At 65.6% G+C, this 26,300-nt stretch carries 28 protein-coding genes; 15 read left to right on the top strand and 13 right to left on the bottom strand.

The annotated features are described in order from the left end of the window. Positions 1 to 8: 8 nt before the first annotated feature. Positions 9 to 1,217 (bottom strand): IS256 family transposase, encoded by a 1,209-nt coding sequence (locus tag Sa4125_RS12220; RefSeq protein ID WP_223998301.1) that lies wholly within the window; start codon positions 1,215 to 1,217, stop codon positions 9 to 11. A 54-nt stretch (positions 1,218 to 1,271) separates the two neighbouring features. On the opposite strand from Sa4125_RS12220, the gene Sa4125_RS12225 reads away from it, so the two are divergent. The 5 genes from Sa4125_RS12225 to Sa4125_RS12245 all read left to right on the top strand — a co-directional run bounded on the left by Sa4125_RS12225 (position 1,272) and on the right by Sa4125_RS12245 (position 5,571). Next, a complete protein-coding gene (locus Sa4125_RS12225) occupies positions 1,272 to 1,589 on the top strand; it encodes a tripartite tricarboxylate transporter substrate-binding protein (protein ID WP_223998347.1) in 318 nt (105 codons plus the stop codon). 86 nt (positions 1,590 to 1,675) lie between these two features. After that, the gene (locus Sa4125_RS12230; RefSeq protein ID WP_223998348.1) at positions 1,676 to 2,149 is read left to right on the top strand and encodes a tripartite tricarboxylate transporter TctB family protein; all 474 of its coding nucleotides are present in this window, start codon (positions 1,676 to 1,678) and stop codon (positions 2,147 to 2,149) included. 6 nt (positions 2,150 to 2,155) lie between these two features. Beyond that, on the top strand, positions 2,156 to 3,652 hold the full coding sequence (locus Sa4125_RS12235; protein WP_223998349.1) for a tripartite tricarboxylate transporter permease: 1,497 nt from the start codon (positions 2,156 to 2,158) through the stop codon (positions 3,650 to 3,652). 66 nt (positions 3,653 to 3,718) lie between these two features. After that, positions 3,719 to 4,660, top strand: coding sequence for a 2-hydroxyacid dehydrogenase (locus Sa4125_RS12240; protein WP_223998350.1), 942 nt, complete (start codon positions 3,719 to 3,721; stop codon positions 4,658 to 4,660). 137 nt (positions 4,661 to 4,797) lie between these two features. Beyond that, positions 4,798 to 5,571, top strand: coding sequence for an NAD kinase (locus tag Sa4125_RS12245; RefSeq protein ID WP_223998351.1), 774 nt, complete (start codon positions 4,798 to 4,800; stop codon positions 5,569 to 5,571). Here Sa4125_RS12245 and Sa4125_RS12250 read toward each other — a convergent pair whose 3' ends face one another. From Sa4125_RS12250 to Sa4125_RS12260, 3 genes are all read right to left on the bottom strand, one after another. Next, a complete protein-coding gene (locus tag Sa4125_RS12250; RefSeq protein ID WP_223998352.1) occupies positions 5,572 to 6,711 on the bottom strand; it encodes a DUF2336 domain-containing protein in 1,140 nt (379 codons plus the stop codon). Between the two features lie 97 nt (positions 6,712 to 6,808). Further along, the gene (locus Sa4125_RS12255) at positions 6,809 to 7,429 is read right to left on the bottom strand and encodes a flavin reductase family protein (protein ID WP_223998353.1); all 621 of its coding nucleotides are present in this window, start codon (positions 7,427 to 7,429) and stop codon (positions 6,809 to 6,811) included. A 1-nt stretch (position 7,430) separates the two neighbouring features. Then, the gene (locus Sa4125_RS12260) at positions 7,431 to 8,015 is read right to left on the bottom strand and encodes a nitroreductase (RefSeq protein ID WP_223998354.1); all 585 of its coding nucleotides are present in this window, start codon (positions 8,013 to 8,015) and stop codon (positions 7,431 to 7,433) included. 152 nt (positions 8,016 to 8,167) lie between these two features. Here Sa4125_RS12260 and Sa4125_RS12265 point away from each other — a divergent pair, with 152 nt between their 5' ends. Then, positions 8,168 to 9,340 carry a hypothetical protein gene (locus tag Sa4125_RS12265; RefSeq protein WP_223998355.1) on the top strand — a complete coding sequence of 391 codons (1,173 nt, stop codon included), beginning with the start codon at positions 8,168 to 8,170 and terminating at the stop codon, positions 9,338 to 9,340. A gap of 367 nt (positions 9,341 to 9,707) precedes the next feature. Here Sa4125_RS12265 and Sa4125_RS12270 read toward each other — a convergent pair whose 3' ends face one another. Beyond that, positions 9,708 to 10,559, bottom strand: a complete 852-nt coding sequence (locus Sa4125_RS12270) for a lysophospholipid acyltransferase family protein (RefSeq protein ID WP_223998356.1) — start codon at positions 10,557 to 10,559, stop codon at positions 9,708 to 9,710. Positions 10,560 to 10,669: 110 nt separating this feature from the next. Beyond that, positions 10,670 to 12,667 (bottom strand): threonine--tRNA ligase, encoded by a 1,998-nt coding sequence (gene thrS / locus Sa4125_RS12275; protein WP_223998357.1) that lies wholly within the window; start codon positions 12,665 to 12,667, stop codon positions 10,670 to 10,672. A 222-nt stretch (positions 12,668 to 12,889) separates the two neighbouring features. Here thrS and Sa4125_RS12280 point away from each other — a divergent pair, with 222 nt between their 5' ends. Further along, entirely contained in the window at positions 12,890 to 13,522 is a 633-nt protein-coding gene (locus Sa4125_RS12280) for a hypothetical protein (protein WP_223998358.1), read from the top strand. Positions 13,523 to 13,565: 43 nt separating this feature from the next. On the opposite strand, the gene yidD is transcribed toward Sa4125_RS12280, so the two are convergent. After that, positions 13,566 to 13,886 carry a membrane protein insertion efficiency factor YidD gene (gene yidD / locus Sa4125_RS12285; protein WP_345944270.1) on the bottom strand — a complete coding sequence of 107 codons (321 nt, stop codon included), beginning with the start codon at positions 13,884 to 13,886 and terminating at the stop codon, positions 13,566 to 13,568. Beyond that, complete coding sequence (locus tag Sa4125_RS12290; RefSeq protein WP_223998359.1) at positions 13,861 to 14,313, bottom strand: iron-sulfur cluster assembly scaffold protein; 453 nt, start codon at positions 14,311 to 14,313, stop codon at positions 13,861 to 13,863. The genes yidD and Sa4125_RS12290 overlap by 26 nt, the downstream gene beginning before the upstream one ends. A gap of 225 nt (positions 14,314 to 14,538) precedes the next feature. Between Sa4125_RS12290 and folE the strand changes: the two genes are divergently transcribed. From folE to Sa4125_RS12305, 3 genes are all read left to right on the top strand, one after another. After that, positions 14,539 to 15,162, top strand: a complete 624-nt coding sequence (gene folE, locus Sa4125_RS12295) for a GTP cyclohydrolase I FolE (protein ID WP_223998360.1) — start codon at positions 14,539 to 14,541, stop codon at positions 15,160 to 15,162. Then, on the top strand, positions 15,159 to 15,602 hold the full coding sequence (gene hisI, locus Sa4125_RS12300) for a phosphoribosyl-AMP cyclohydrolase (RefSeq protein WP_223998361.1): 444 nt from the start codon (positions 15,159 to 15,161) through the stop codon (positions 15,600 to 15,602). Before folE ends, hisI begins: the two co-directional genes overlap by 4 nt. Before the next feature lie 78 nt (positions 15,603 to 15,680). After that, entirely contained in the window at positions 15,681 to 16,661 is a 981-nt protein-coding gene (locus Sa4125_RS12305; protein WP_223998362.1) for a patatin-like phospholipase family protein, read from the top strand. A gap of 157 nt (positions 16,662 to 16,818) precedes the next feature. On the opposite strand, the gene Sa4125_RS12310 is transcribed toward Sa4125_RS12305, so the two are convergent. Both Sa4125_RS12310 and Sa4125_RS12315 read right to left on the bottom strand, forming a co-directional pair. Beyond that, positions 16,819 to 17,253 (bottom strand): CBS domain-containing protein, encoded by a 435-nt coding sequence (locus tag Sa4125_RS12310; RefSeq protein WP_223998363.1) that lies wholly within the window; start codon positions 17,251 to 17,253, stop codon positions 16,819 to 16,821. Between the two features lie 38 nt (positions 17,254 to 17,291). After that, positions 17,292 to 18,065: a rhomboid family intramembrane serine protease gene (locus tag Sa4125_RS12315; protein WP_223998364.1), complete on the bottom strand. Its 774-nt coding sequence runs from the start codon at positions 18,063 to 18,065 to the stop codon at positions 17,292 to 17,294. A 317-nt stretch (positions 18,066 to 18,382) separates the two neighbouring features. On the opposite strand from Sa4125_RS12315, the gene Sa4125_RS12320 reads away from it, so the two are divergent. After that, the gene (locus Sa4125_RS12320; protein ID WP_224007773.1) at positions 18,383 to 18,982 is read left to right on the top strand and encodes a PilZ domain-containing protein; all 600 of its coding nucleotides are present in this window, start codon (positions 18,383 to 18,385) and stop codon (positions 18,980 to 18,982) included. A 698-nt stretch (positions 18,983 to 19,680) separates the two neighbouring features. Next, positions 19,681 to 20,274 carry a transglutaminase-like cysteine peptidase gene (locus Sa4125_RS12325; RefSeq protein ID WP_223998365.1) on the top strand — a complete coding sequence of 198 codons (594 nt, stop codon included), beginning with the start codon at positions 19,681 to 19,683 and terminating at the stop codon, positions 20,272 to 20,274. A gap of 161 nt (positions 20,275 to 20,435) precedes the next feature. Here the strand turns inward: Sa4125_RS12325 and Sa4125_RS12330 are convergent, their stop codons facing one another. The 3 genes from Sa4125_RS12330 to Sa4125_RS12340 all read right to left on the bottom strand — a co-directional run bounded on the left by Sa4125_RS12330 (position 20,436) and on the right by Sa4125_RS12340 (position 22,611). Continuing rightward, positions 20,436 to 20,657 (bottom strand): DUF3126 family protein, encoded by a 222-nt coding sequence (locus Sa4125_RS12330; RefSeq protein WP_223998366.1) that lies wholly within the window; start codon positions 20,655 to 20,657, stop codon positions 20,436 to 20,438. A 151-nt stretch (positions 20,658 to 20,808) separates the two neighbouring features. After that, complete coding sequence (cysE, locus tag Sa4125_RS12335; protein WP_223998367.1) at positions 20,809 to 21,636, bottom strand: serine O-acetyltransferase; 828 nt, start codon at positions 21,634 to 21,636, stop codon at positions 20,809 to 20,811. Positions 21,637 to 21,843: 207 nt separating this feature from the next. Continuing rightward, the gene (locus Sa4125_RS12340; protein WP_223998368.1) at positions 21,844 to 22,611 is read right to left on the bottom strand and encodes an alpha/beta fold hydrolase; all 768 of its coding nucleotides are present in this window, start codon (positions 22,609 to 22,611) and stop codon (positions 21,844 to 21,846) included. Positions 22,612 to 22,823: 212 nt separating this feature from the next. Here Sa4125_RS12340 and Sa4125_RS12345 point away from each other — a divergent pair, with 212 nt between their 5' ends. The 3 genes from Sa4125_RS12345 to Sa4125_RS12355 all read left to right on the top strand — a co-directional run bounded on the left by Sa4125_RS12345 (position 22,824) and on the right by Sa4125_RS12355 (position 26,254). Then, the gene (locus Sa4125_RS12345; protein ID WP_223998369.1) at positions 22,824 to 23,072 is read left to right on the top strand and encodes a zinc-finger domain-containing protein; all 249 of its coding nucleotides are present in this window, start codon (positions 22,824 to 22,826) and stop codon (positions 23,070 to 23,072) included. 13 nt (positions 23,073 to 23,085) lie between these two features. Further along, a complete protein-coding gene (locus tag Sa4125_RS12350) occupies positions 23,086 to 24,246 on the top strand; it encodes an FAD-dependent monooxygenase (protein WP_223998370.1) in 1,161 nt (386 codons plus the stop codon). Between the two features lie 157 nt (positions 24,247 to 24,403). After that, positions 24,404 to 26,254 (top strand): OmpA family protein, encoded by a 1,851-nt coding sequence (locus Sa4125_RS12355; RefSeq protein WP_223998371.1) that lies wholly within the window; start codon positions 24,404 to 24,406, stop codon positions 26,252 to 26,254. The last annotated feature ends 46 nt before the right edge of the window (positions 26,255 to 26,300 follow it).

Below are 26,300 nucleotides of genomic sequence, written 5' to 3' on the forward strand. Positions count from 1 at the left end.
GCTCCGTTTCAGGCGACTTCGGTGGAAATCTGTTCGGGTTTTGCAGTGTTGCCCATGGCCATGAGGTCGGCCATGGGTTCGGTCTGCATGTAGCGGTTCTGGATCTGCCATTCGTCGTTGGCCTCGAGAAGGACGGCGCCGATGAGCCGGATGATGGATCCCTCGTTCGGGAAGATTCCGACGACGTCGGCACGCCGCTTCACCTCCTTGTTCAGGCGCTCCAGGGAATTCGTCGAATGGATCCGGGTCCGGTGCTGACTGGGAAAATCCATGTGCGCCAGCACGTCGGTCTCGCTGTTGTCGATGAAGGCCCCGAGCTTTGGACACTTTCCCCGAAGCTGGTCGGCGACGTGGCGCAGCGCCTGGCTGGCGCTAGCACGATCGGGCTGGGCGAAGGCTTGGCGCAGCGCGGCCGCCGCCATGCTCTGCTGCGCCTTCGGGACATACGACAGGGCGTTGCGCATCCAATGCACCCGGCAGCGCTGCCAGGAGGCGCTGAACACCCGGCGAATGGCGGCTTTCAGCCCTTCGTGAGCATCCGAGATCACGAGCTTCACGCCGGACAGGCCGCGGCGCACGAGGCTCTTGAGGAAGCTCGACCAAAACGTCTCCGCTTCCGAGGGGCCGATGTGAAGGCCGACGATCTCGCGCTTGCCGTCCGTGTTCACGGCCACGGCGATTATGGCGGCGACCGAAACGATGCGTCCACCCTCGCGCTGCTTCAGGTAGGTCGCATCCAGCCAGAGGTAGGGCCAGTCGCCAGTGAGAGGACGGTCGAGGAAGCCGCCGACGCGTTCGTCGATGTCTTTGCACAGCTTCGATACGGTGCTCTTGCCGATCCCCGACAGCCCCATGGCCTGTACCAGATCGTCGACCCGCCGGGTGGAAACGCCGCTGATCCAAGCTTCCTGAATGACGGCAACCAAGGCCTTCTCCGAGAGCTTTCTCGGCTCCAGGAACGGCGGGAAGTAGCTGCCCTGCCGAAGCTTGGGTATCCGAAGCTGCAACGAGCCGAGCCGCGTGTCGAGCGAGCGGTCGCGGTAGCCATTGCGATAAGTCGCCCGTTCCTGCGTCCGTTCGTGGCGCCCGGCGCCGATCATGCCTTCAACGTCGACCTCCATAAGGAGCTGCATCACGCTCTCGGCTATCGTTCTCAGGAAATCGCCGTCCCCGGCTTTCGCAAAAAGCTCGGCAAGCGGTAGTCTGTCCTCGGTCATCGGGTTCTCCGGTCAGGTTGAAGTCTCGCAACTCCACCTTAGCCGCCCTATCCGGTGACCGCCTCAGCCACACCTTTCAATGTCGGAATTTCCACCACGAGCGCGGACACTACCAAGGAGGCGGTTGGCACCGACTTCAGTTGGGCGGTCTGGCGCAGCATCGTCGGTCCCAAGGGTCTCCCCGATGACGTCGAGGAGAAGCTCGGCGCGGCGATCGAGAAGGCCTACAACAGCCCGGAATACCAGAAGTTCATGAAGGACCGCGGCTTCGGCATGCGCTGGGCGCGCGGCGAGGAAGCGACGAAGATCGTCGCCGACGACGATGTGAGCCTCGGCGAGGTGATGGCCAAGGCCGGTCTCGCCAAGCAGTAAGGGACGCGCTGGTCCGCCGACAGGCGGCCGACCCGCGCCGGACTCGATCCGGCGCGGGCGCCTCTTCCCCTTCAGAGAGCATCTCGATGAAACTGAACGACCTGACACTGGGGTTTCTCGTCCTTCTGGCGGGCATCGCGATCTACGCCTCCGCCCTGCAGTTCTCGCCCATTCCCGGCCAGTCCTACGGTGCCGAGACGATGCCGAAGACGATCGCCTTCCTCAGCCTCGGCCTCGGCCTGTTCATGATCGGACGCAGCCTTGCGGTTGGCACGCGCCGGCCCGGGATGGCCCTGGCGGAATGGACCCGCTCGCCCGCGGCGCTTGGCGGACTGGCGACGGCGATCGCATTGATCCTCGTCTACATCCTCTTCTCCGATGCCATCGGCTTCGTACCCATGGCCTTCGGCGTCATGCTGGTTCTCATGCTGACCTTGCGGGTGAAGCCGGTGACCGCGATCCTTGTCTCGCTGGCCGCCGCCGTCGTCGTGCAGCAGGCCTTCGGCCGATTGCTCCTCGTCCCGCTCCCCCGCAACGCCTTTCTCGGCTTTCTCTGGTAGGCGTTCATGTCCATCGTCGCAGAAGCTTTCGGGCTGGTCTTTCAGCCCTACGTCCTCCTCGTCATTTTCGGGTCCGCCTGCTTCGGCATGTTCGTGGGTGCGATCCCGGGCCTGACCGCCACCATGGCGACGGCGCTCCTCGTGCCGATTACCTTCTTCATGGAGCCGGTACCGGCCATCGCCGCGATCGTCACCGCGACGGCGATGGCGATCTTCGCCGGCGACATTCCCGGTGCGCTTCTGCGCATGCCGGGAACGCCGGCCAGCGCCGCCTATGTCGAGGATGCCTACCGGATGACCCGGAGCGGCAGGTCGGAGGAAGCGCTCGGCGCCTCCCTGGTCTTCTCCGCCATCGGCGGCATCTTCGGCACCATCATCCTCGTCACCGCCTCCCCGGCACTGGCCGAGGTCGCGCTGAAATTCTCGTCCTTCGAGTATTTCTGGCTGGTCGTGCTCGGCCTTTCCTGTGCCATTTTCATCTCGCCGGGCTCCGTGCCGCGCGGCCTGATCTCGCTGGTCATCGGCCTCTTCGCGGCCACGGTCGGCATCGACAACCCGGCCGGCGAGCCGCGCTACACCTTCGGCAACGTCGATCTCCTCGGCGGCGTGCAGTTCATTCCGGCGATGATCGGCCTTTTTGCGATCTCCGAAGTGTTTCGCGCGGTGGTGCTGCGCGTCGACCGGCCACCGATCGCCAGGGGCGGTCAGGGCGGCATCTTCCGCAGCCAGTGGCAGAACTTGCGCCGCTACCCCGTCCAGGTCCTACGCGGCAGCGCGGTCGGCACCGCTATCGGCGCCCTGCCCGGCGCCGGCGCCGACATCGCCGCCTGGATTTCCTATGCGATCTCCAAGCGCTTTTCGAAACAGAAGGAAAAGTTCGGCACCGGCCATGTGGAGGGTCTGGTCGAATCCGGCGCCGCCAACAACGGCGCCGTCAGCGGAGCCTGGATTCCCGCGCTCGTCTTCGGCATTCCCGGCGATTCGATCACGGCCATCGTCATCGGCGTGCTCTACATCAAGGGCATCAATCCCGGCCCGATGGTCTTCATCAACTCGCCGCAGCTGATCTACGCCATCTTCATCGTCTTCTTCCTCGCCAACCTCATCATGCTGCCGCTCGGCTGGGTGGCCATCAAGGGAGCGGGCACCATCCTCGCGATACCCAGCCGCGTGCTGATGCCGATCATCCTGATGTTCTGCATCGTCGGCTCGTTCTCGATCAACAACTCGATCTTCGGGGTGATCCTGATGCTGATCTTCGGCATCCTCGGCTTTCTGATGGAGGAGAACGACATTCCCATCGCTCCGGCCATTCTCGGTCTCGTGCTCGGGCCGATGCTGGAGCAGAACTTCATCACCTCGATGATCAAGGCAGACGGCAGCTTCCTCGCCTTCTTCGAGCGCCCGATCGCCGCCGGGCTTGGGATCTTCACCATCCTGATCTGGTGCACGCCGATCCTCCTTGCCTTCCTGCGGCGTCGCAATGGCGGCGTCGCTGCCTGACAAGGGCACGGCATGGGCCGCGAAGGCCGCCTGTCACCCGTCGCATGAAATTCTGAGGAACACGCCATGGAACGCCGCGAACTCCTGATGGTCGGCCCGCTCGCTTCAGCGGCCACCACCGAGATCGAAAAGGACGTGATCGTCCACCGCTACTGGGAGGCAGAGGACAAGCCGGCGCTTCTCGCCGAGATTGCCGACCGAGCCACGCTGGTCGCCACCTCAGGCCACTACGGCTGCTCGGCCGAGATCATGGAGGCGCTGCCGAAACTCGAACTGATCGCCTCCTTCGGCGTCGGTTACGATGCCGTCGACATCACCGCCGCCAAGCGCCACAATATCCGGGTCACCAACACGCCCGACGTCCTCAACGACTGCGTCGCGGAGATGACCCTGGCGCTGATGCTCGCCGCCTGCCACCGCATTCCGCAAGCCGACCGCTACGTCCGCGATGGCCTCTGGCCAAGCGGCAACTTCCCGCTGACACCCGAACTCACCGGCCGCACCGTCGGCATTCTCGGGCTCGGCCGGATCGGCAAGGAAATCGCCCGCCGGCTGCAGGTGCTCAAGATGCACGTCGTCTATCACGGCCGCCAGCGCCAGGAGCACGAACCCTTTCCCTATTATGCCGATCTCGTGGCCATGGCGCGGGATGTCGACTGGCTCGTCGTCATCGCGCCCGGTTCGGCCTCGACGACCGGCATCGTCAGCCGCGAGGTGATGCAGGCGCTCGGGCCGGAGGGCACGCTCGTCAACATGGCGCGCGGCTCGCTCGTCGACGAGCCGGCGATGGTCGAGCTTCTGGCAACGGGGGCCCTGGGCGGCGCCGCCCTCGACGTGTTTGCCGACGAGCCCAATGTCCCGGCGGAGCTTCTTGGCCTGCCGAATGTCGTCCTGTCGCCGCATCAGGGAAGCGCGACGCACAAGACCCGCGCGGCGATGGCCGCCGTGGTGGTTGCCAATCTCCGCGCTCATATGCGCGGCGACCCCTTGGTCAGCCCGGTCGCCTGAGTACCGCGGCACCCGAACGCCTCCGCTCCCGTTCCCCGCGCATCTTCCACAGCGGTACGGAGAACGGCTGTTCGTTTCCAGCGCGAGCCCCTAAGTTGCGCGCAATGGCGGCCTCGGCTGCGTGAAGGAAGAGACCCATGCCGCGCAGCGCCGCCTCGATCTGCTTTCTCGCTGGCGACACGCCGATGGCGCGAAGCGCTGCGGCGCGCCTTGTGGCCCTCTATGGCAACCATCCGCCCGACACGGCCGACGTGATCGTGGCTCTCGGCGGCGACGGCTTCATGCTGCAGACGCTGCACCGATTCATGGGCACCGGCATTCCGATCTACGGGATGAACCAGGGCACCATCGGTTTCCTGATGAACGAGTTCCGCGAAACGGATCTGCACGACCGGCTCTCGGCGGCGGTGGAGAACGAGATCAGGCCGCTGGAAATGATCGCCACCGACAGCGATGGCGAGGAACACCGGGCGCTCGCCATCAACGAAGTCTCGATCTTCCGCCAGTCCTACCAGGCCGCACGGCTGAGAATCCTCATCGACGACAAGGTGCGGATGGAGGAGCTGATCTGCGACGGCGTCATGGTGGCGACGCCGACCGGTTCGACCGCCTACAATCTCTCGGCCCAGGGCCCGATCATCCCGATGGACGCGCCGCTGCTGGCGCTCACGCCTGTCAGCGCGTTTCGCCCCCGGCGCTGGCGCGGTGCCCTCATTCCCAATCAGCGAACGGTGATGATCGAGACGCTGGAGCCGGAAAAGCGCCCGGTGAACGCCGTGGCCGACCATACCGAGGTCAAGTCGGTGCTGAGGGTGTCGATTCACGAGTCGCGGACGGCGCGCAGCCTCGTCCTCTTCGACCAGGATCACTCCTGGGACGAACGGATCCTTGCCGAACAGTTCCGATACTGATCAGGCCGCGAGGCGGTCCACCTGATCGCGCCGGCTGCCGCGCAGGCTTTCGGCCTCGAGGCGGCTGAGAAGTGCGGTGACGGCGGCAAAGCCGGCCTCGTCGCGGCGCTCGGCGAAAATTCCGACGAGACGGCTCATCACCTCGGCCGCGACGGCGTCGAGATCGAACGCCGCCTGCCGCGTGATTGCCTGCTTCCAGATCTGCACGGCCGTCCGCAGGAAGACGCCGGCGGCGGGAGAGAGATGGCAGGTCGCGATCAGCGCGTCGAAGGCAGCCTCCCGCCCGTCGACGACGATGGCCCGCACCCGTCGGCCCGAGAGCCCGGAGAGAGCCGAAAGCGCGGCGGCGAAAAGATCGATATTGCCGTTGCAGACGATGCGGATCAGGAAGGCGGTGGTGATCTGTCCACTGCTGCGCAGATGCTCGATCAACCCCGCCATCTCATCCGGCTGGACGCGATCCGCCAAGAGAGCCGTGGAGCGCTCGCAGGCGGCATTGACCACACCTTGCGTGCGCCTGTCACCGAGGGCGTTAAGCACCAGCGGCGTGGATCCGAGCGCCTGCGCGAGCTGCAGAACCAGCATCTGGCGAACATCGACGGGCAGGTCGTCGCGCTGCAGCTGCAGCGCGCGCACTCTGCCGTCGGCCCCATGTCTTTCCGCCAGCCGACGGTGCGTGGCCGCTCCGATGCGGGCACCGCGATTGGCGAGGAGGATGGCACAGGCGACGCCGTCGGCGATCTCGGCAAGGGCCGCGGCGACATGGGCCGAGAGACCCGGCCGCCCGGCGACGGCTTCGTGCTGCACACCGCTACCTTCGACGGCGATGTCGATGAGATCCCCGTCGGTCAGAACGGGCGAAAGGGCGGCGACGAGACCGGACACTTCCGCCACGTCGTCGCCCAGCGCGCGGACGAGCTGGCGAGGCGCCCGGTCGGACGCCGCCAGCGCCTCAGCCAACGCCATGCGGACCTTCGGCGAGGGATCGTCGAGCGCTATCGTCAGGACATCCATCACCTCGCGGCGCTGGTGTCCCGACAGCTCTCCCTCCAGCAGCGAGTGGGCGAAGATCGAGATCGCCTCGGCACGCTCCCGGCTGTTGGCGCTCTGGCACCACTGGACGAACTCCTGCGTGATCATGCGTACGATTTCCTCGGGCGGCTCCGTTTCATGCCACGAGGATGCCGGTCAAAGGTTTAGACTTCGTTCACCTTGTTTCTTACGGGCGCGTTTACCCTCAGGCGTCGGTGCCGTCGGGGAGACGTGGCCGGGCCATCTGGAAAACGCTGTCTGTCGCGGCGTAGTCGAGATAGCCGAGGCGCGCGAGCGGCTGGGCAAGAGCCGGGTCGATCATGCCTTTGACGAGAATCCGTTCGTCGATATGGATGCCGACCACCTGACCGATGACCATCACGTTTTCAGACGGCGCGCCGTCCAGTCCCTTCGGCCAGAACCACTCCGTCACCTTGCATTCCAGCGCAGCCGGCGATTCGCCGACGCGCGGCGCCGCGACGATCTCGCACGCCACCTCGGTCAGTCCGGCGATGGCGAACTCGCTCGTCCCGCGTGGCGCCGGGGCGGAACTGCGGTTGACCGCCGCGGCGAGATCGCGCGTCGCCAGATTGGCGACGAACTCGCCGCTTTCGATCGCGAAGGTCGCGCTGTCCTTCATCCCGGCCGACGAGAACATCACCATCTTCGGCCGATCGGAGACCGCGGAAAAGAAGCTGTAGGGCGACAGGTTCACGTCGCCGTTCAGGGCGCGCGTCGAGATCCAGCCGATCGGCCGGGGCGAAACGATCGCCTTGAAGGGGTCGTGCGGCAGCCCATGTCGGTTGTCGGCGGTGCGGTAGAACACGTCAGTCGCTCCCGGCCGGCGCGACGGCATCGGTGACGATGTCGGCCAGGGACGGACGCGGCCGGTCTTGCGGCGGCTCGATCGGCGTGCCGACATGGATGAAGCCGACCGTCTTTTCGTCGGCCGAGATTCCGAGAATGCGCTTGGCCTCATCGTCGTAGGCGACCCATTCGGTCACCCAATTGGCGCCAAAGCCCATCGAATGGGCGGCGTGGATCAGGTTCATCGTCGCAGCGCCTGCCGAGAGCACCTGCTCCCATTCGGGAATCTTCACATGCGGCCGCGCCGTCGAGACGACGCCGACGACAAGCGGCGACCGGGAAAAGCGTCGCTCCTCGGCGTCACGTCGAACCTCGCTGAGGGGTCCCTCGCGGGATTCGGCCAGAGCGACCAACGCCTTGCCGATGCTCACCGCGACGGCGCCGCGATACAGGATAAACCGCCAAGGCGCGAGCTTGCCGTGGTCGGGCACGCGTGCGGCGATCGTCAGCATGGTCGCCAGTTGCTCGGCGTCGGGCGCCGGCAGCTGCAGCGCCGGAATGGTGACGGAACGGCGGGTCTCGAGAGCGCGGGTGATGTCGGACAAGAGGCGTTATCCTTCTGGTTTCCTCTGAGCTAACTGCCGCCCGGTCGATTGCAAAGCCCTTGGCAGCATTTTCGGTGCGAAGATCGGCCAATCCCGCGCACCCCGCACCATGCGCTTGAATTCAGCCATGATCTGTCGTTCAAACAATGCCGATGGCCCGAACCTTCCTTTGCACCACCACTCGGCGCGGCTGCGCCCTGGCGATGTCGTCGCTGCTCGCCCTCTCCTGCGCGTCAGCAGGCCCGGCCTTTGCCCAGCAGGCGCCCGACGGCGGGCTTATCGGTGGCTTCAGGGATTTTCTCGGCTCAGGCGATCAGCCGAGCGGTGCTTACGCCTCGCCCGATGCGATCCCCGAAGCCTCGGGACCCGGCGTCGTCGGACTGACCGGACCGCGGACCCTCGAGCGTTTCAATCCGATCGCTCTTCCCGACATGAGCGGGTTGGGGAACGCTCCCCGCCTCAATCTACCCAGCCTTCCCGGTTATGCTCCGACACCTTCCCTGCCGACGCTCGACAGCATCCGACTGCGCAAGGCGCTCGTTCTGGAGGCGAAGCTTTCGGACGATGGCGAGCCGGTGCCGGCGGGACTGGTATGGCGCCTCTTCGCCCCCATCGAAGCCCCCGACGGCAAGCTGCCGCTGGTGGCAACGGCCGCCGGTGGGGCGGCGACCTTCGACGTCGCGCCCGGCAGCTACCTTCTCCACGTCGGATTCGGGCGGGCCGGCATCACCAAACGCATCGACTTCGACGGCGAGCAGACACGCGAGGTCGTCGTTCTCAACGCCGGCGGGCTGAAGCTGCACGCCATCGCCGTCGGCGATGTGCCCATCCCGGCCGAGGCGCTCAGCTTCGACATCTACAGCGACGCGCCGAACGAGCGCGACCGCATCCTCATCGCCGAGGACATTCCGCCGGGCAGGACTGTCCAGCTGAACGCGGGAACCTACCACGTCGCCTCCACCTTCGGATCGGTCAATGCCGTCGTGCGCGCCGATATCAAGGTCGAGCCAGGCAAGATCACCGACGTGACGCTGCAGCATCATGCGGCCCAGCTGACCATGAAACTTGTTCGCGAGACCGGCGGCGAGGCGATCGCCGATACCGCCTGGTCGGTCACCAACGGCTCCGGCGACGTCATCCGCGAGAGCGTCGGCGCGTTCCCCTCGATGGTTCTGGAAGAGGGCGAATACCTGATCGTCGCAAAGAACAAGGACCGCATGTACCAGCGCGATTTCACGGTGCAGGCCGGCGTAAATACCGATGTCGAGGTGCTGACCTCAGACATTATCGCCGCGCCTGAAACAGGCCAGGGCTCCGGCGACTGACGCCGAGCGGTGATGCGCGCAAGCCGATGGTGCCAAGCGTGACGCCCTGGAGGTGACGTGCAGGCCGTCGATGGCGACCACACACCGTCCCTGTCTATAGCCTCAGGCCGGCACTGGATGGAGTGTCCTGAAGTTGAAACGAATGGCTCTCGTGCTGATCATCGGGCTCCTGCTGGCAGGTTGCCAGGCGACAAGACCCCGGTGCGTCGTGTGGAGCGCCGGGTCCTCCGGAGAGTTCGTCGAGTGCAGATGACAGGGCAAGTCTTCACAGCCCCGGTGGCCAGCGGCGTTAGAGCCTGTCCATGCCCGTCGCGGCGCTTGCGGCCACAGCCACCCGAACCGTCTGCGCGTCCTCATCAGCGACAGGTCAGCCTGCCGCGACCGGCCCGGGAACGGGGACGCCAACCCCGGCAAGGGCGAACACAGACTCGCGCAGCCGCTCGGTCAGCTGCTTGCGGCAGCCGATGCCGGAGAGTTCCTCGAAGCCGATGACGTCGCCGACGGTGACGCGGATGGCCCGTCCGTACTGGCGCCGGAACTCGCCGATCAGCAGGCCGATCCGCAGTGTCAGCGAGAGCCGGCTGGCGAGATGGAAAAGCGGGCCGTTCTGGCCCTCGAAATGGATCGGCAGCACCGCCGCCCTGCCCGTCTGGACGAGACGCGCGGTGAACTGCTTCCAGGGCAGATCGTCGGCGGCACCGAACATGGTCGGTGCCGTGGCGACGCCGCCGGCGGGAAAGACGATGATCGTCGTTCCCTCGGCCAGAAGCCGCAGCGCCTCGCGCCGCGTCTCCATGTTCATCGCCAGAGCCGCCTTCGTCTCCTCGAAGGAGACGGGCAGGCCATAGGCCGACATTTCCGGGATCTTCATGAGGTCGTTGTTGATCAGAATGCGGAACGGCCGGCCGAGCCGCTCTGCCAGCGCCAGGATGGCGATCCCATCACCGATGCCGAAGGGATGGTTGGCGACCATGACCAGCCGTTCGGGCAGCGCCAGGACCGCCGGCAGGCGCCCGCCGATCTCGAGCCGGATCTTCATCAGGTCGAGCATGGCGTTGAAGGCGTCGCCGCGCCCGGCGACAAGATCTCTCCGCCAGACGCCGTAGAGGCGCGCGAGCTTGCGCCGTCCGGACAATTCCTCGATCGAGCGGATCGCCCAGCGCCGGAACAGGCGATCGTCGGGGCGGGCATAGGTCAATTCGGTGTAGCGCTTGGTCATCCAACCCAACCTGCTGAGACGACGGGCTATAGCAGGCCCGCGATGACACCGGTGTGACGCGGCGGCATCGGCTTTCTGCCTCTCAGCCGCCGCGCGCCCATGCCGTCATGTCATTGCAGTTCGGCTGTCTTCTGGCTGGCCGCCCGCGCGTCGCGCTGGCGCTTGATGTCCGGCGGGATGGCTTCCTCGAGCAGCATCGCCGTCGCCTCGGCGAGACTTGCGGCGGTCTGGTCGCGCGAGCCGAGCCGGCGGATGTTGACGGTCCGCTCCTCGGCCTCGCGCTTGCCGCAGACGAGCAGGACCGGGATCTTCGCCAGGCTGTGCTCGCGGACCTTGTAGTTGATCTTCTCGTTGCGGATGTCGGTCTCGACGCGAAGCCCGAGCGCCGTCAGTTCCGCCGCGACTTCGCGGGCATAGTCGTCCGCCTCCGACGTGATCGTCGCGACGACCACCTGGACCGGCGACATCCAGAGCGGGAAGTGCCCGGCGAAATTCTCGATCAGAATGCCGAGGAAGCGCTCCATCGAGCCGCAGATGGCGCGGTGGATCATCACCGGCACCGTCTTGTTCGATTCCGCATCGATATAGAAGGCGCCAAACCGCTCCGGCAGGTTGAAGTCGACCTGCGTCGTGCCGCACTGCCACTCGCGGCCGATGGCATCGCGCAGCGTGTACTCGAACTTCGGGCCGTAGAAGGCGCCCTCGCCCGGATTGATGTCGGTCTTGATGCGCCCGCCCGATTGTTCCTCGATCTGCTTCAAGACGCCGGTCATCACGCTTTCGGCGCGGTGCCAGAGCGCGTCCGAGCCGACGCGCTTCTCCGGCCGCGTCGAGAGCTTGACCACCACTTCCTCGAAGCCGAAGTCGCGATAGACCGACAGTATCAGGTCGTTGATGGCGAGGCACTCGGCGGCCAGTTGCGCGTCGGTGCAGAAGACATGCGCGTCGTCCTGGGTGAAGCCGCGCACGCGCATCAGCCCGTGCATGGCGCCAGACGGCTCGTAGCGGTGCACCAAACCGAATTCCGCATAACGGATCGGCAGCTCGCGGTAGGACTTCAGGCCGTGCTTGAAGATCATGACGTGGCCGGGGCAGTTCATCGGCTTCAGCGCGAAGACGCGTTTGTCCTCGGTCTCGTCGCCGGCCGACGTCACCTGGAACATGTTCTCGCGGTACCAGCCCCAGTGGCCGGAGGTCTCCCACAGCGACTTGTCGAGCACCTGCGGCGCGTTCACCTCGGCATAGTTGCCGAGGAGGCGCCGGCGCATGTAGGCGGTGAGATCCTGGAACAGCGACCAGCCCTTGGGGTGCCAGAACACGACGCCCGGTCCCTCCTCCTGAAAGTGGAAGAGGTCCATCTCGCGGCCGAGCCGGCGGTGGTCGCGCTTCTCGGCCTCCTCCAGCATCGTCGTGTAGGCGTCGAGCTCTTCGCGCGTGCGCCAGGCCGTGCCGTAGATGCGCGTCAGCATGGCGTTGTCGCTGTCGCCGCGCCAGTAGGCGCCGGCGACCTTCATCAGCTTGAACGCTTCGCCGATCTGGCCGGTCGAGGCCATGTGCGGCCCGCGGCAGAGATCGAACCAGTCGCCCTGGCTGTAGATCTTCAGCTCCTGGTCCTCGGGGATCATGTCGATGAGTTCGAGCTTGTAGGTCTCGCCCTTGGCGGCGAACACTTCCTTCGCCTTGTGCCGCGTCCACACTTCCTTCTTGAACGGCGCGTTGCGGCGGATGATCTCGGCCATCTTCTTCTCGATGACCGGCAGGTCCTCGGGCGTGAAGGGTGTCTCCTTGGCGAAGTCGTAGTAGAAGCCGTTCTCGATCACCGGACCGATGGTCACCTGCGTCCCCGGCCAGATCTCCTGCACCGCTTCCGCCATCACATGCGCCGCGTCGTGGCGGATGAGCTCCAGGGCTCGCGGATCCTCGCGGGTGACGATTTCGAGCATGCCCGAGCGGCCGACGGGATCCGAGAGATCGCGCAACTCGCCATCGAGCGCGTAGGCGACCGACTTCTTCAGCAGCGACTTCGAGATGCCCCCGGCGATGGCCGCACCCGTGGTGGACGCATCGAACTGCCGGACGGATCCATCGGGGAAGGTGACGTCGATCATCGCTGTTCCTTTCTGCTCAGCCCCGCCTACCACGCGGGAAAGCACTGTGATCGCTGTGGCCGAGTCTTCGGCTGTGGACGGGTCTTTAGCATCCCCATCCCGTCAGACAAGCGTCGCAGCCGATCTCGGCTGTTTGCCGTCGGCAGATTGCACAACATTCCCTTGCGTCATATTCTTCATTTATTTGGAAAAGAACCCGCGGACGGAGCTTTGGAGAGGCGGATGCCGGAAGCCGAGGGCTACGATTGGACAAAATCTCTGGTGTTCCCCATCGCCATATGGGTGGTTCAGCAACTGGTCACCGGAGCCGTCTCGGCATATCGCTGGCTGAAGCGTCAGGATTTCCTCTATACCAATATTCTCGAGGAAATCCGGCGCACCCGCGCATCGAACAAGGCCTTTCACCAGTCGCTCGAGCATGCGCTCGATACGGGTATCATCGCCCAGCGCCTGACAAGCGATCCGAACTACTTCCTCTTTGTCGTGATGGGCGATTCCGCACCGTCCGTCTTTCGCAGCGACTCAGACGAGTTCTCGGCGCTCGGTCGATACACCAGTCGCGATGTCATTGCCTTTTTCGAGACGCAGAAATCCATCCAGGCCACGCTTGAAGCATTGCGTTCGGAAGACTTTCGATTGCTCCAGCCAGAGCGCAAGCTGGAAGCGATTCAGAAGCTCATGCTCCTGTTCAAAGAAAGTGACCGTATAGGAGATGAGTGCGAGCCGCGACTGGCACGGGCCGTTCGGCAGACGATCTACCGTCGGCTACGTCGTTTCGCGGCCCGGATTTCAACCCGTGCCCGGCGATATGCCGGATGGCGAGCGATCAAAGAACGATCGGGGGAAGAGGCTTGATCACGACTTCGGCTCCTTCGATAGATCAAATCTATGTCGCTCTTCACCGCGAGGCAACGTCATCCTTCCCACGCGGCACCGGATCGAGCCCCGCCCCGCCAAACGGTCCGCAGCGGGCGACGCGCTTCAAGGTCAGCCAGCCGCCGGGCAAAAGCCCGTGCCGGGCGATCGCCTCGTAGCCGTATTCGGAGCAGGTCGGAATGTGGCGGCAGTTTCCGCCGACGAAGCCGGAGAAGGTCAGCTGGTACAGCCGGACGAAGCCGACGCCGAGAAGTCGTCCGGGTGTTTTGCGCCAGGGCCCGTCGAAATTGCGGGACAGGGAACGGACCTTCGGGGGCTCAGGCTGCGGCAACGGCTCCGCCATGATTGGCCTCGATCTGCCGGAGAGCGTCGTCGACCGCGTCGAAGGTCAGCATGGTCGAGGCGTGCCGGGCCTTGTAGTCGCGCACCGGCTCCAGATATTTCAGGTCCCCGAAACGTCCCGTCGGGGGGACGCCGTTTTCCTTCAGCATCCGGCGCATGTCCTCGCGCACCGCTCGCAGTTCCTCCGGTGTCGACCCGACAATGGCCTTCGCCATGATCGCCGAGGAGGCCTGACCGAGTGCGCAGGCCTTCACGTCGTGAGCAAAATCGGCGACGACGCCATCGCGTACCACGAGGTCGACGGTCACCGTCGAGCCGCACAGCTTGGAATGCGCGGTCGCGCTGGCATCCGGCGCAGCGAGGCGACCGATGCGCGAAATGTTGCCGGCATAGTCGAGGATCTTGGCGTTGTAGATGTCGTCGATCACGGTGCGCGTCCTCAAGCCGAATTGCCGGTCGGCGCTCTACAAAGCCGCCGACGATACGTATATAGGGAGAATTGCCTGCCTTCAAAAGGAGGCTGCTGATCCTTGCGCCCGCAGTTTGAATCCCTCGTGGCGCGTCATTGTTATTGAGCGTCCTGATACCCTCGCGAGAAGCCGGAGACACGGTGTTTCTTTCTTTCGGGCCAGGCGCTGTGGTGTGAGAGTCTCATGGACGCGATCGTCAGGAAGATGGCCGAAGGCTTTGCGGACGGTCGCCTCAGGCGTCCGACGCGCGAAGAAGCGCAGGCAGCCGTCGCCACACTCATCCGCTGGGGCGGCGACGACCCGACACGCGAGGGCCTGATCGAAACCCCCGCCCGCGTCGTCAAATCCTATGAGGAGCTTTTCGGCGGCTACACGCTCGATCCTGCCGACGTTCTCGGCCGGACCTTCGGCGAGGTCGCGGGCTATGACGACATCGTCCTCGTGCGCGACATCGATTTCCACTCGCATTGCGAACACCACATGGTGCCGATCATCGGCAAGGCGCACGTCGCCTATCTCCCGAGCGGTCGCGTCCTTGGCCTGTCGAAGATCGCCCGCGTCGTCGACATCTTCGCCCGCCGCCTGCAGACGCAGGAAACGATGACGGCGCAGATCGCCGCCGCGATCGAGGACGTCCTGAAGCCGAAGGGCGTCGCCGTCATGATCGATGCCGAGCATCTCTGCATGTCGATGCGCGGCATCAAGACCAAGGGGTCGACGACCGTCACGACCGCCTTTTACGGAATCTTCAAGGACGACAAGGCCGAGCGCGCCCGCTTCCTCGACATGGTGCGCAGCAAGGCATGACCGGCCCGGTCTTTGCGGCTCCCTTCGCATCGCCCGCCGAGCAGGAGGCCGGCACGATCCTGGCGCCGCGCTTCGACGACAAGGGCCTCGTCACTGCCGTCGTCACCGATTTCACGACGGGCATGCTGCTGATGGTCGCCCACATGGACCGCGAGGCGCTCGATCTCAGCATCGCGACCCGCACCGCCCACTATTTCAGTCGCTCGCGCCAGAGCCTCTGGAAGAAGGGCGAGACGTCGGGCGCCCTTCAGATCATTCGCGAAATCCGGATCGACTGCGACCAGGACGCGGTCTGGCTGAGGGTCGACGTCGAACGGCCGGAAGAGACCTGCCACACCCACCGCACGACCTGCTTCTTTCGGGAAATGCCGGGGGGCGGCGACGGGCGCACCCTGGTCTTTGCCGGCGACACCAGCCCGGTCGACCAAAGAGCTCGCTGATTGCTTAAGTTTGCAGCAAACTATCGGGGTTAAACTCTACCCAACGTCGATCACGGCGGCGGCCCAGGACGGTCAACCATGTTGGAACGAGTTTTCAGGCGTGCCGAGAACCAGCCCCTGCCGGTACCGACTGCCGAGACGGGGCGCCTTTCCGCGGTGCCGAAACCCAAATTCAAGATCGCACTGGCCCTTGGCGGCGGCGCGGCCCGCGGCTGGGCCCATATCGGCGTCCTGAAGGCGCTCGATGAAGCCAATATTCACATCTCGATGATTGCCGGCACCTCGATCGGCGCCCTCGTCGGCGGCTGCTACCTCGCCGGCCGGCTGAACGAGATCGAGGATTTCGCCCGGTCCCTGACCCGTCGCGGCCTCATCCGCTTCCTCGACGTCCGCTTCGGCGGCTCCGGGCTCCTGGCCGGCATGCGGCTCAACCGATGCCTCGTCGACCAGCTTCAGGACCTTCTGATCGAAGACCTCGACCGGCCGCTTGTCTGCGTCGCCACGGAAGCCCGCACCGGGCACGAAGTATGGCTCGATTCCGGCTCCCTGATCCTCGCAATGCGCGCCTCCTACGCCTTGCCGGGTGTCTTCGAGCCGGTCATCTGCGGCGAGCGGCGGCTGGTCGATGGGGCGCTGGTCAATCCGGTCCCGGTCTCGGTCTGCCGCGCCTACGAGGCGCAGCTCGTGGTCGCGGTCAATCTCAACTATGACCTGTTTGGCCGGGCCGCCGTCGTCCGGATGCGCGCCTCGCCCGCCACGACGCACATTCAGGAGCCAAGATACCCTGCACCGGAGATGGCGGGGGCGGAAGCTGCGCTGCGCCGGGATAAATTCGGCATCACCCGCTCCATGGCGGACGCCTTCAACATCGTTCAGGACCGCATTTCGCGCTCGCGCCTTGCCGGCGATCCGCCCGACCTCTCGCTGCATCCCAGGGTCCGCGACATCGGGATGTCCGAGTTCTTCCGCGCCGACGAGGCCATCGCCCACGGCTATGAGGAGACCATGCGGCGCCTGCCGGAGCTCATGCGCGTCACCGAGGGCTACGTCGCCACCTGAAAAGTCGGGCGACAACCGACGTCGCGCCCCTCCCCCGTCCGTCTTTGCCGGACCGCTAGAGCATGATCCCGAAAGGTGGCTTCCGGCTTTCGGAGAGAGATCATGCGCAAACAAAGAACGAAAGCGGGACGGCTTTTTGAAGAAAAGCCGTCCCGTTTTAGACGGAGGTGGAGATGTAGCTCCGCATCTCCTCGGCCTCGCGCTCGGCATCCTCGATTCGACGCTTCACGATGTCGCCGATCGAGACCATGCCGGTCAGCTTTCCCGCCTGGATGACCGGCAGATGCCGAAACCGACCTCGGGTCATTATCTCCATCACTTCGTTGACCGTCGTGTCCTCGCTGCAGGTAACGACCTCCACCGTCATGACCGACGCGATGCGCTCGCCGAGGCAGTCCGCCCCGCGTGTCCCGACCACCCGCACGATGTCACGCTCGGACAGGACGCCGGCAAGATCGCCAGCTTCGTCGAGCAGCACGATCGCGCCGATGCGCTTCTGCGCCATGGCCTTGGCCGCCTCGACCAGCGTCGCGTCGGGATCCATGGTGAAGACGTCCCGACCTTTTTCCTCGAGTATTTTTCTCACCGTCATGACCATCCTCCCGTCCAGTCCTAGACGGGGATCGTGCGTCAGTCGGCGGCCGACCGCAAGTCGTCTTCTTCCATGGCTTCTCGGGGCGCCAGGGGCTGTCGACGGTGCGGCTCGAAAAGGGCGAGACCCAGAAAGCCGAAGACGAAGCCGCCGAGATGCGCCTGCCAGGCGACCGAGGCTCCTCCGTCGAGAAAGCCGCCCAGTCCCGAGGCGGTCAGAAGATTGGTGGCAAAGAAAATGACGATGAAAAAGATGACCGTCCGGTCCGACAAGGCCTGCCGGATCGACAGCAGCGGCAGGTCGGCACCGGCCGGCAGAGGACGTCCGACGGAGCCGAGCGCGAAGCGGCAGGCTCCGCCCATCAGCGCCGAGACGATGCCCGACGCGCCGATCACCGGCACCATCAGGTCGGGACTGGAGACATAGAAGGCCAGAGCGCCGATCATGGCGCCGACGGCGGAAAAGGCGATGACACGCGCATTGCCGAGCCGGCGCGCGACCGGCGTGCCGAAGGCAAGCATCCAGATGACGTTCAGGCCGAGATGCATCCAGTCGCCGTGAAGGAAGGCATAGCTCAGCGGCGACCAGAACTGGGCACCGGGATCGCGACCAAAGAATTCCGCGCAATTCTCGCTGTAGCAGGCGGCGACGAAGGAAAATTCGGTGATCAGCCAGTCGTCGCTATCGGGCGTCAGGACGAAACTGCGCAGGGCCTGAACAAGCGTGAAGGCAAGGATCGCCGCCAGTACCACGCCGGGCACGTTGAAAGCCGGCGGATTGACCCGAACAGGCGGGAAATCGTCGTTGCTCATGCCGTCATCCTCCTTGCGCGGACGGGTCGCACCGGACCCCGCCTCGCATCCCGACCGGGTACCGGTGCGCCGACGCGTTTTCCAGCCGATACCGTCGCTGGCGGGGACCCAGGTCGGAGATCCCGCGCCCAGCGTGCGGACATGCGCCGGCGAGACATAGCAGCTTTGCCCGACCGAACAACATGATCCGGGCATCCTTCGATTCCGCCCCCGGCCCACGGCCCGACCCTTGGCATGCACGGGCCGTTAACCTTCCGACGCTAGGTTCTACGGGCATGATTCCGCGCATCGCGGATCTCGAAGTCAGCGGTCCCGCCATGCAGAACACTGCCATCGCCCAACCCGTGGCCATCGACGAACGACGCCGCTTTCAACGCGTCAACGTCGATCTGCTCGGCCGGTTCATGCTGGAGAACCAGAGCGAATACCCCTGCCGGGTGGATACGATGTCTCCGGGCGACGTCTCGGTGCTGACGCCGGTGACGCCGAAGACCGGGGAGCGTGTCATCCTTTATGCCGACCATGTCGGCCGCCTCGAAGGTGACGTCTCGCGAGTCTTCCCAGGCGGTTTCGCCATGACCGTGCGCGGTACGGACCGCAAGCGCGAAAAGCTCGCGGCCCAGCTTACCTGGCTCGCCAACCGCCACGAACTCGACCTGCCGGAAGACCGTCGCCACGAGCGCATCCAGCCGCGCAACCCCTTCATCGACATCACCCTCGACGACGGCCGGAAATACAAGGTGCGGATCATCGATCTCTCCCTGTCCGGCGCCGCCGTGCAGTCTTCCGTGCGGCCGACGATCGGGTCGCGGATCATCATCGGCAAGATGCAGGGCCGCGTCGTACGTCATCTGGAAGAAGGCCTCGCGATCGAGTTCGCCTCGGTCCAACTGCGCGAGACGCTCGAGAATCTCTAGCCCGATATTCAGCTTCGCCTGAAATCCCGGCATCGCCGGCGTCGGATCATCCGCCGCCCGCCAATACTCCTGCCCAAGTCAAAGCGCCCTGCGCACGTCGCGACGGAGCAATCGAGATGCCATCCCGGCGCAGGGAAGGCCTCCGCCCTCTCTGCGAGGCGCAGCGTCGGACTGGCGGCCGAAACCCCGCGGCTCCGCCGGCGGGCAACCGGCCGTCATCTCCAGCCTTAAACAGCCGACGCAGATGGCAACGCGCGTCGCAGGGCTCCTGCCGACCGCGAGCCCCGCTGCGCCTGCGGCGCGAACTCCCGGCATTCCGGCAGAACTGACCCGATTCCGAGATCACCGGATTTTTTGAACCCGTCGTTCGAGACCGCGGCGTCAGTTGCCCCTTGCGCCGGGCCCGACGGTTCACCCGCCGCGTAAGACGATAGCTGGGGAAAGATCCGGGCCGTCGCGGCAGCCTCCTGTGCATCGTCGCCTGCAGCGTGCAGATCTCAGGGTGCTGGCCCGAGGCCGGGAAAACGCGGTTAACGCATCACCTGCCGGATCCCGACAATTTCACATCGACTGTCAGCATCTGATCAAGTATATCTCTCAGAATATCGCCTAAAAATTGAATCAACTTGCGATACTGACTTTGCCGCAGAAGTAAAACAGACGTGCGATTGTGCTCTCAACAGACGGAGAGACACGCCATGAAAACTTTCATCAAAGCAACTGTCGCCGCAACTCTTCTCGTGTTCGGCCTGACGGCGGCCCAAGCGAGCAACCTCGGCATGCCGGTGATGGGTGGGACGTCGCAGCCGGTCGGGCACTACGATTTCTGCAAGCGCTACGCGGACGAATGCGGCAAGAACAAAACCGCTGGCGTCGTGAAGTTGTCCCGCTCGGCCTGGGACAAGGTCGTCGACGTCAACAACGCCGTCAACGTCGGCATCTTCCCGCGGACGGACATGGATATATCGGGCGTGGCGGAGTATTGGTCCTACCCGAGCACCGAGGGCGACTGCGAGGATTTCGCGCTGTTGAAGCAGTATATGCTGGAGCGCGCCGGATTTCCGCGCTCGTCGCTGCTGCTGACCGTGGTGCGTCAGCCCAATGGCGACGGTCACGCCGTCCTGACCGTGCGAACCGATCGCGGCGACTTCATCCTCGACAACCTGGTCGACAAGGTGCTCGACTGGAAGGATACCGAATACCGCTATCTCAAGCGCCAGTCCGAAAGAAACTCCGGCGACTGGCTCAGCATCGGCGACGACCGCAACATCCTTGTCGGCAGCGTCAAATAATCTACCGGATCGGTTGACCCGCCTTCGATCTCCCCGTCTCGTGACGGATCAACCGCAAGGCCGACCTTGAAAAAGGTCGGCCTTTGTCGTTCGAGCCCCGGTGGCCGACGTCTTGCCAGTCGATGATGGTCGCCAGACGAGAGGCTGAGGACCTCGCAGGCTTACGAGGCGATGCCTTCGAGATCCATCTCGAGGATGGTCATCGTGACGTGGTAGGACAGTTCGCCCTCGTCCGTGTCCTTGGAGATAATGCCGACGAACTCGTCGGCGACGTAGACCTCGGCCGAATCCGCCTTGCGCGGCAGTGGCTTGATGCGGATGTTCGCGCCGGAGAACAGACCCTTGAGATAGGTCTCGAGCTTGCGGATTTCGTCGGGTTTCACATGTCTCTCCTGCTTGAATCGCTGCGGAGGGAACTAGCACCTCCCCGGCGGATTCAATAGGCGGCCCGCAACATAGAGCCGCGGTGATAGACCTTCCTCCTTAGCGATCGCGCGAAACCGTCCAGGTTTCCGGCTTCGCGGCGGGCGCGGGTCAGTCGTCCTTGACGAACATATGGTCCATCGCGCGCGCCGGTTCGCCGCAACAATCGCCGACGCTCCCGACGATGCGGCCGGGGATGCCGGCTACCGTCGAATGGGGCGGGACGGGCTTCAGCACCACCGATCCCGAAGCGATCTTCGAGCATTCGCCGATGCGGATATTGCCGAGGATCTTTGCCCCTGCCCCGATCAGCACGCCATTGCCGATCTTGGGATGTCGGTCGCCGAATTCCTTGCCGGTTCCGCCCAGCGTCACATCCTGGAGGATCGAGACGTTGTCGCCGATCTCGGCGGTGAAGCCGACGACGAGCCCCGTGGCGTGATCGAGAAAGATGCCACGACCCATCTTCGAGTGCGGATGGATGTCCGTCTGGAAGACGGCCGAGGAGCGCGCCTGCAGATAGAGCGCGAAATCGCGCCGTCCCTCGTTCCACAGCCAGTGCGCCAGGCGGTGCGTCTGGATGGCGTGGAAACCCTTGAAGTAGAGCAGCGGCTCGATATAGCGCTCGCAGGCCGGGTCGCGGTCGAACACGGCCTGAATATCCGTGCGCAGCGTCTCGCTCCACTGCGAGTTTTCGCCGAGCAGGCCGTCGAAGGCCTGGCTGATGAGAACCGCCGGCACATCCGGATGATCGAGGCGCTGGGAGACCCTGTGGATGACCGCCGCCTCCAGACTGCGATGGTTGAGGATCGTGCCGTAGAGAAAGCCGGACAACATCGGCTCGCGCCCCGCCGCCTCCTCGGCTTCCTGCCGTACCCGCGTCCAGATCGGATCGACGGCCTGGAACAGTCCCTGCGCCTGAAGCCCGCTGACCGTCATGATGCCACTCCTCCCGAGGCCGTCGCGGCCACATGTCTACTGATCGGTAGAATACCCGATCCGGTCCGAAAAACAATCCGGCGCGTAGCGCCGCTTCCCCCGACCCGTGTGGACCCTAACATGATATTCCTCGGTGACCGCCGCAAGACGGCAGGCTGGTCGTGATCGCTCGCCGCGGGCACGGTACGCGAGCCGATCCCGGATCGATCATCCTTCAGCGGGCTCGCCCAGGAGGAAGCGCAGCACGGCGGCCTTGAAGTGGCGGTCGCCGACAGCCAGCATATGGTCGCGGCCCTCGATCGCGTAGGCTTCGCCATGCGGGATCAGGGCGGCCAGTCCCTCTGCCGATCCGGCGATCTCGTCACGCGTGCCGACCCCGATCAGCGTCGGCTGGACGATGCGGGAAAGATCGGCCGGCGTCAGTTCGCTGCGCGAGGTCGTGATGCAGGCGGCGAGCGCCTTCCGGTCGCTGCCCGTGCGGTCGGCGAAGGCCCGGAACATCCGGCCCTGGGGATGCGTCACCGCGTCCAGCGAATCGGCGAGCAGCGCTGCAACGATCGGGTCCCAGTCGCCGACGCCCTCGACGAGGCCGAGACCAAGACCGCCGAAGACGAGCCGCGAAAATCTCTCCGGCGCCGCCAGGGCGGCAAAGGCCGAGACACGCGCCCCCATGGAGTAGCCAAAGAGCGCCGTCTGCGGCACAGCGAGATGATCGAGCAGCGCCACCGCGTCGCCAGCCATCTTCTGAGGCGTGTAGGCAGCCGGGTCGTGCGGCTTGTCGCTCGCGCCGTGGCCGCGATGGTCGAAGGCGAGCACGCGGTAACCGGCATCGCATAGGGTCGAGACCCAGCCCGGATCGATCCAGTTCACTCCCATGTTCGACGCAAACCCGTGCAGCAGCAGGATCGCGGAAGCACGGGCGCCGCCCTCGTCGAGATAGGAGAGGCGCAGCCCCTCATGCTCGAAAAATTTCATGTCGTTCCTTCGATGCTGTCGGCCGCATGGCTGTGGCAGGACCGACGGTCCGGCACTTGCTTTGTCCACCCCGTCGTCTCGGGTTCTGGCGCGGCCAGCCGGTTCTGGCAAGGCGGAACGCCCACCTGCTCCGGCGATACCCGGCTCTGGCCTTTCGCAGCGCGCGCGACTATCGTCCGCGCCGATCATCAGACCCATGGAGACGACCCGCGATGGCCGGCCATATCATCCCGCATTTCCAGAACGACGGCGGCCACGAGATGGTGGAGATCGGCGTAAGCGAGTTCATGTGCGTCGGCGCCAATCCGCCCTTCGATCACCCGCATGTCTATCTCGATCTCGGCGACGAGGGCGAGAAGGTCTGCGGATACTGCTCGACCCTCTATCGCCGCAACGCCGCTCTCCACGGCACAGAGACCATCCCGCCCGGCTGCGCCTTCGAAGAGCGCGGCGCCGCCTGATCCCGCCGCCTTTATGGAGCGCAGCACTGCAATCCTCGTCGTCGGTGCCGGCATCGCCGGGCTGTCGGCGGCGCTGGCCTTCGCCAGAGCAGGCTTTGCCGTCGATCTTGTCGAGCGGAGCTCGCGACTTGAGGCGGTCGGCGCGGGACTGCAGCTATCGCCCAATGTCCTCCGCGTCCTTGCGGGCCTCGGCCTCGATCTGGGAAGGCTGAACGCCGTCGCCGCCAGAACCGTCACTCTCCGCTCTTCCAGCAGCGGACGGGTGATCGCGACGGTCCCGGTCGTGTCGAGCGACGGCACGGCCTATCTCTCGCTGCACCGTGCCGACCTGCAGCGCGCCCTTCTCGACGCCGTTGCCGCCGAGCCGCGCATCGCACTGACGCTCGGCAGCCGCTGCACGGGGGTGACGCGGGACGGCACCGATCTGGCCGTCGCCTTCCAGAACGCAGACGGGTCGCTCAACAGCCGTCGGGCTGGTGTCGTCATCGCTGCCGATGGCGTCGGCTCCGCACTCGCAGCCTCGCTTGGGTTTCCGTCGGCCGTCGCCTCCGGCGACGTTGCCTGGCGGATGACCGTCGACCGTCCGTGCTCGCCCCAGGCTGGAATAGAGGCCTGGCTCGGGCCGAAACGCCACGCCGTCGCCTATCCGATCCAATCGGGCCAGACGACGAACCTCGTCCTCATCGGACCGCGAGGCGATGCCGCGGACGACCTGCCGGGATCGGCGACGAAGGCGGCACTGCTTCAGCGCTTCCGGCGCTGGGACCGTCGGCTCCTCGGTCTGATCGATGCGGCCGGGCCGGCCATGGCCTGGCCTCTGTCGACCATCGAACCCGACCGCAGCGCCCGACACCTTCCGGGGCTGATGTTCATCGGCGATGCCGCGCATGCGATGCTGCCCTATGCGGCCCAGGGCGCGGCCATGGCGATTGAGGACGGCTGGACCGCCGCCTGGGCCGTTGGCGGGGCCACGTCCCCCCGCGACGCCGCCGAACGTTATCACGCGGTGCGCGACAACCGCCTTCGACGCGTGCGCAAGCGCGTCGCTTTCCACCGGCGGGTCTACCACCTCCCGGCGCCTCTCGCTTTGGCGCGCGATACGGTTCTGGGCTTCCGGTCCGGCGAGTCACTGGCCCGCGATCTGGGTTGGCTCTACGACTGGACTCCCCCCTGAGGCGGCCGTCGCGACAATTCTATGGAACCGGCATGTCCCTGCCGCTCTTTCCCTGACGAGCCGTGTCGAGCCCTCGCGAAGAATGGGCGGGCGCTTCCTGTCTTGAGGAAGGCGCCGAGCGGTTTTGCAAGGGACATTTGCAACAAGAGGACTGACAATGCCGACGATGAACGATACCGCCAGAATGCTGACGGTCGCGGCTCTTGCTGCGTCGACCGCGCTCAGCGGACCCTTGCTGGCGATGGCGCAGGAGCAGCCGACGCTGCGCTTTGCCCAGGCGACCGAGGAAATCCCGCCGGCCGAGCCGGCTCCGGAAGCAGCTGCGCCAGAGGCGGCGCCTGCCGAGGAACCAGCAGCCGAAGCTCCGCCAGCCGAACCGGCTCCAGTGGAAGCTCCTGCCGCCGAAGCCGCGCCAGAACCCGCCGCGCCGGCGCCTGTCGAAGAGCCTGCCGCCGAAGCACCGGCGCCTGCTTTAGAGCCTGCTGCCGAACCGGAAGCGCCGGCGGAAGCCGCGCCCGAACCCGAAGCAACACCTCCCGCCGAAGCCCCAGCCGCCGAAGCGCCAGCACCCGAGGCACCGGCCGCAGCAGAGCCAGCACCGGCGCCCGCCGAGCCAGCGCCTGTTGCGCCCGCCGAGGCACCTGCGGTGACAGATACTGCCCCGACGCCTCCCGCGGCTACCGAAACGGCGCCTGCCGAGACGCAGCCGGCCGGCTCGGATGCGCCAGCGCCCGTTGCCCCTGCTCCCGACACCGCTCCGGCGGCAGCTCCGCCTGCAGCAACCGGCGAGGTCCCGGCGACGCCGGCTCCCCCGGCAACGACGCCTGACGCCGTCCAGCCGACCCCCGCCGTTCCCGGTGCCGTCCCGCCGGCCACGGCTCCCGCGCCGGATGCGGAAGCGCCGGCTCGTGGTGGCGAACGACGCGCCCGCGGTGGGGATGCCCCGCGTCCGGTGCCGGCCGACATCCAGACAGCGCCGGTGGAACAAGGTGCGATCGACCAGAGCGATGCCCGCGTGCAGACCCTCGCGACCCCGGTCGTCGAGCAGCCGATCTCGGCCCAGCGCGGCGAGCGCATCGAGCGCGCACCGCAGGCCGAACTGCCGCCCGAGGCGAAAGTCGTCGAGCGCGTCGGCAACCGCGACATCATCTCGCTGGGTGCAGCAGCCGTCGCGGGTGCTGCAGTCGGAGCGGCTGCCGGTTACTTCATTCGCTCCAACGACGACGAACGGCTGGCTGTCGACTCACGCGATCGCTACACCGAGCGGCTTCCCCGCGGTCGCAACCGCGAGACCATCGTTCGCGCCAATGGCGCGCAGGTGATCACCATCACGAACCGCTATGGCGACGTCGTTCAGCGGTCGCGGATCACGCCGGACGGCCGCGAGATCGTTCTGTTCTACGACCCCTACTCCGAGGAGGACGAGCGCCCGGACTATTACAGTGATGCGGGTGAGGACCTGCCGCCGCTGGAGCTGTCGATCCCGCGCGATCGCTACATCGTGGATATCGACGAGCCGGACGAGGAGCTCTACTTCGACACCATCGTCGCCCCGCCGGTCGAGACCGTCGAGCGGATCTACTCGGTCGACGAAGTCCGGCGTTCCTCGCGCATCCGCGACAAGGTGCGGCGTATCGATCTGAGCACGGTGAACTTCGACTTCGGCTCGGCGAGCATTCCGCAGGCCCAGGTCGCGAACCTCCAGGCTTTGGCCGATGCGGTCTCTCGCGTCATCAAGGACAATCCGGGGGAGACGTTCCTGATCGAAGGCCATACCGACGCCGTGGGTTCGAATGTGGCCAATCTGGCTCTGTCCGACCAGCGTGCGGAAGCCGTGGCGACGGCGCTGACGGAATATTTCGAGGTTCCGCCGGAAAATCTCGTGACCCAGGGCTATGGCGAGGAAGACCTGAAGGTCAACACGCAGGAGGCCAATGCGGATAACCGGCGCGTCACCCTGCGGCGCATCACGGCCCTCGTGAAACCGGTCACTTCGGCCGCGAAATAAACGGGCCAGACGTGAGACGGAAGCCGGCGGCCGAGAGGTCGCCGGC

Source organism: Aureimonas sp. SA4125, from assembly GCF_019973775.1.
In the GTDB taxonomy this organism is placed as follows: Bacteria; Pseudomonadota; Alphaproteobacteria; order Rhizobiales; family Rhizobiaceae; genus Plantimonas.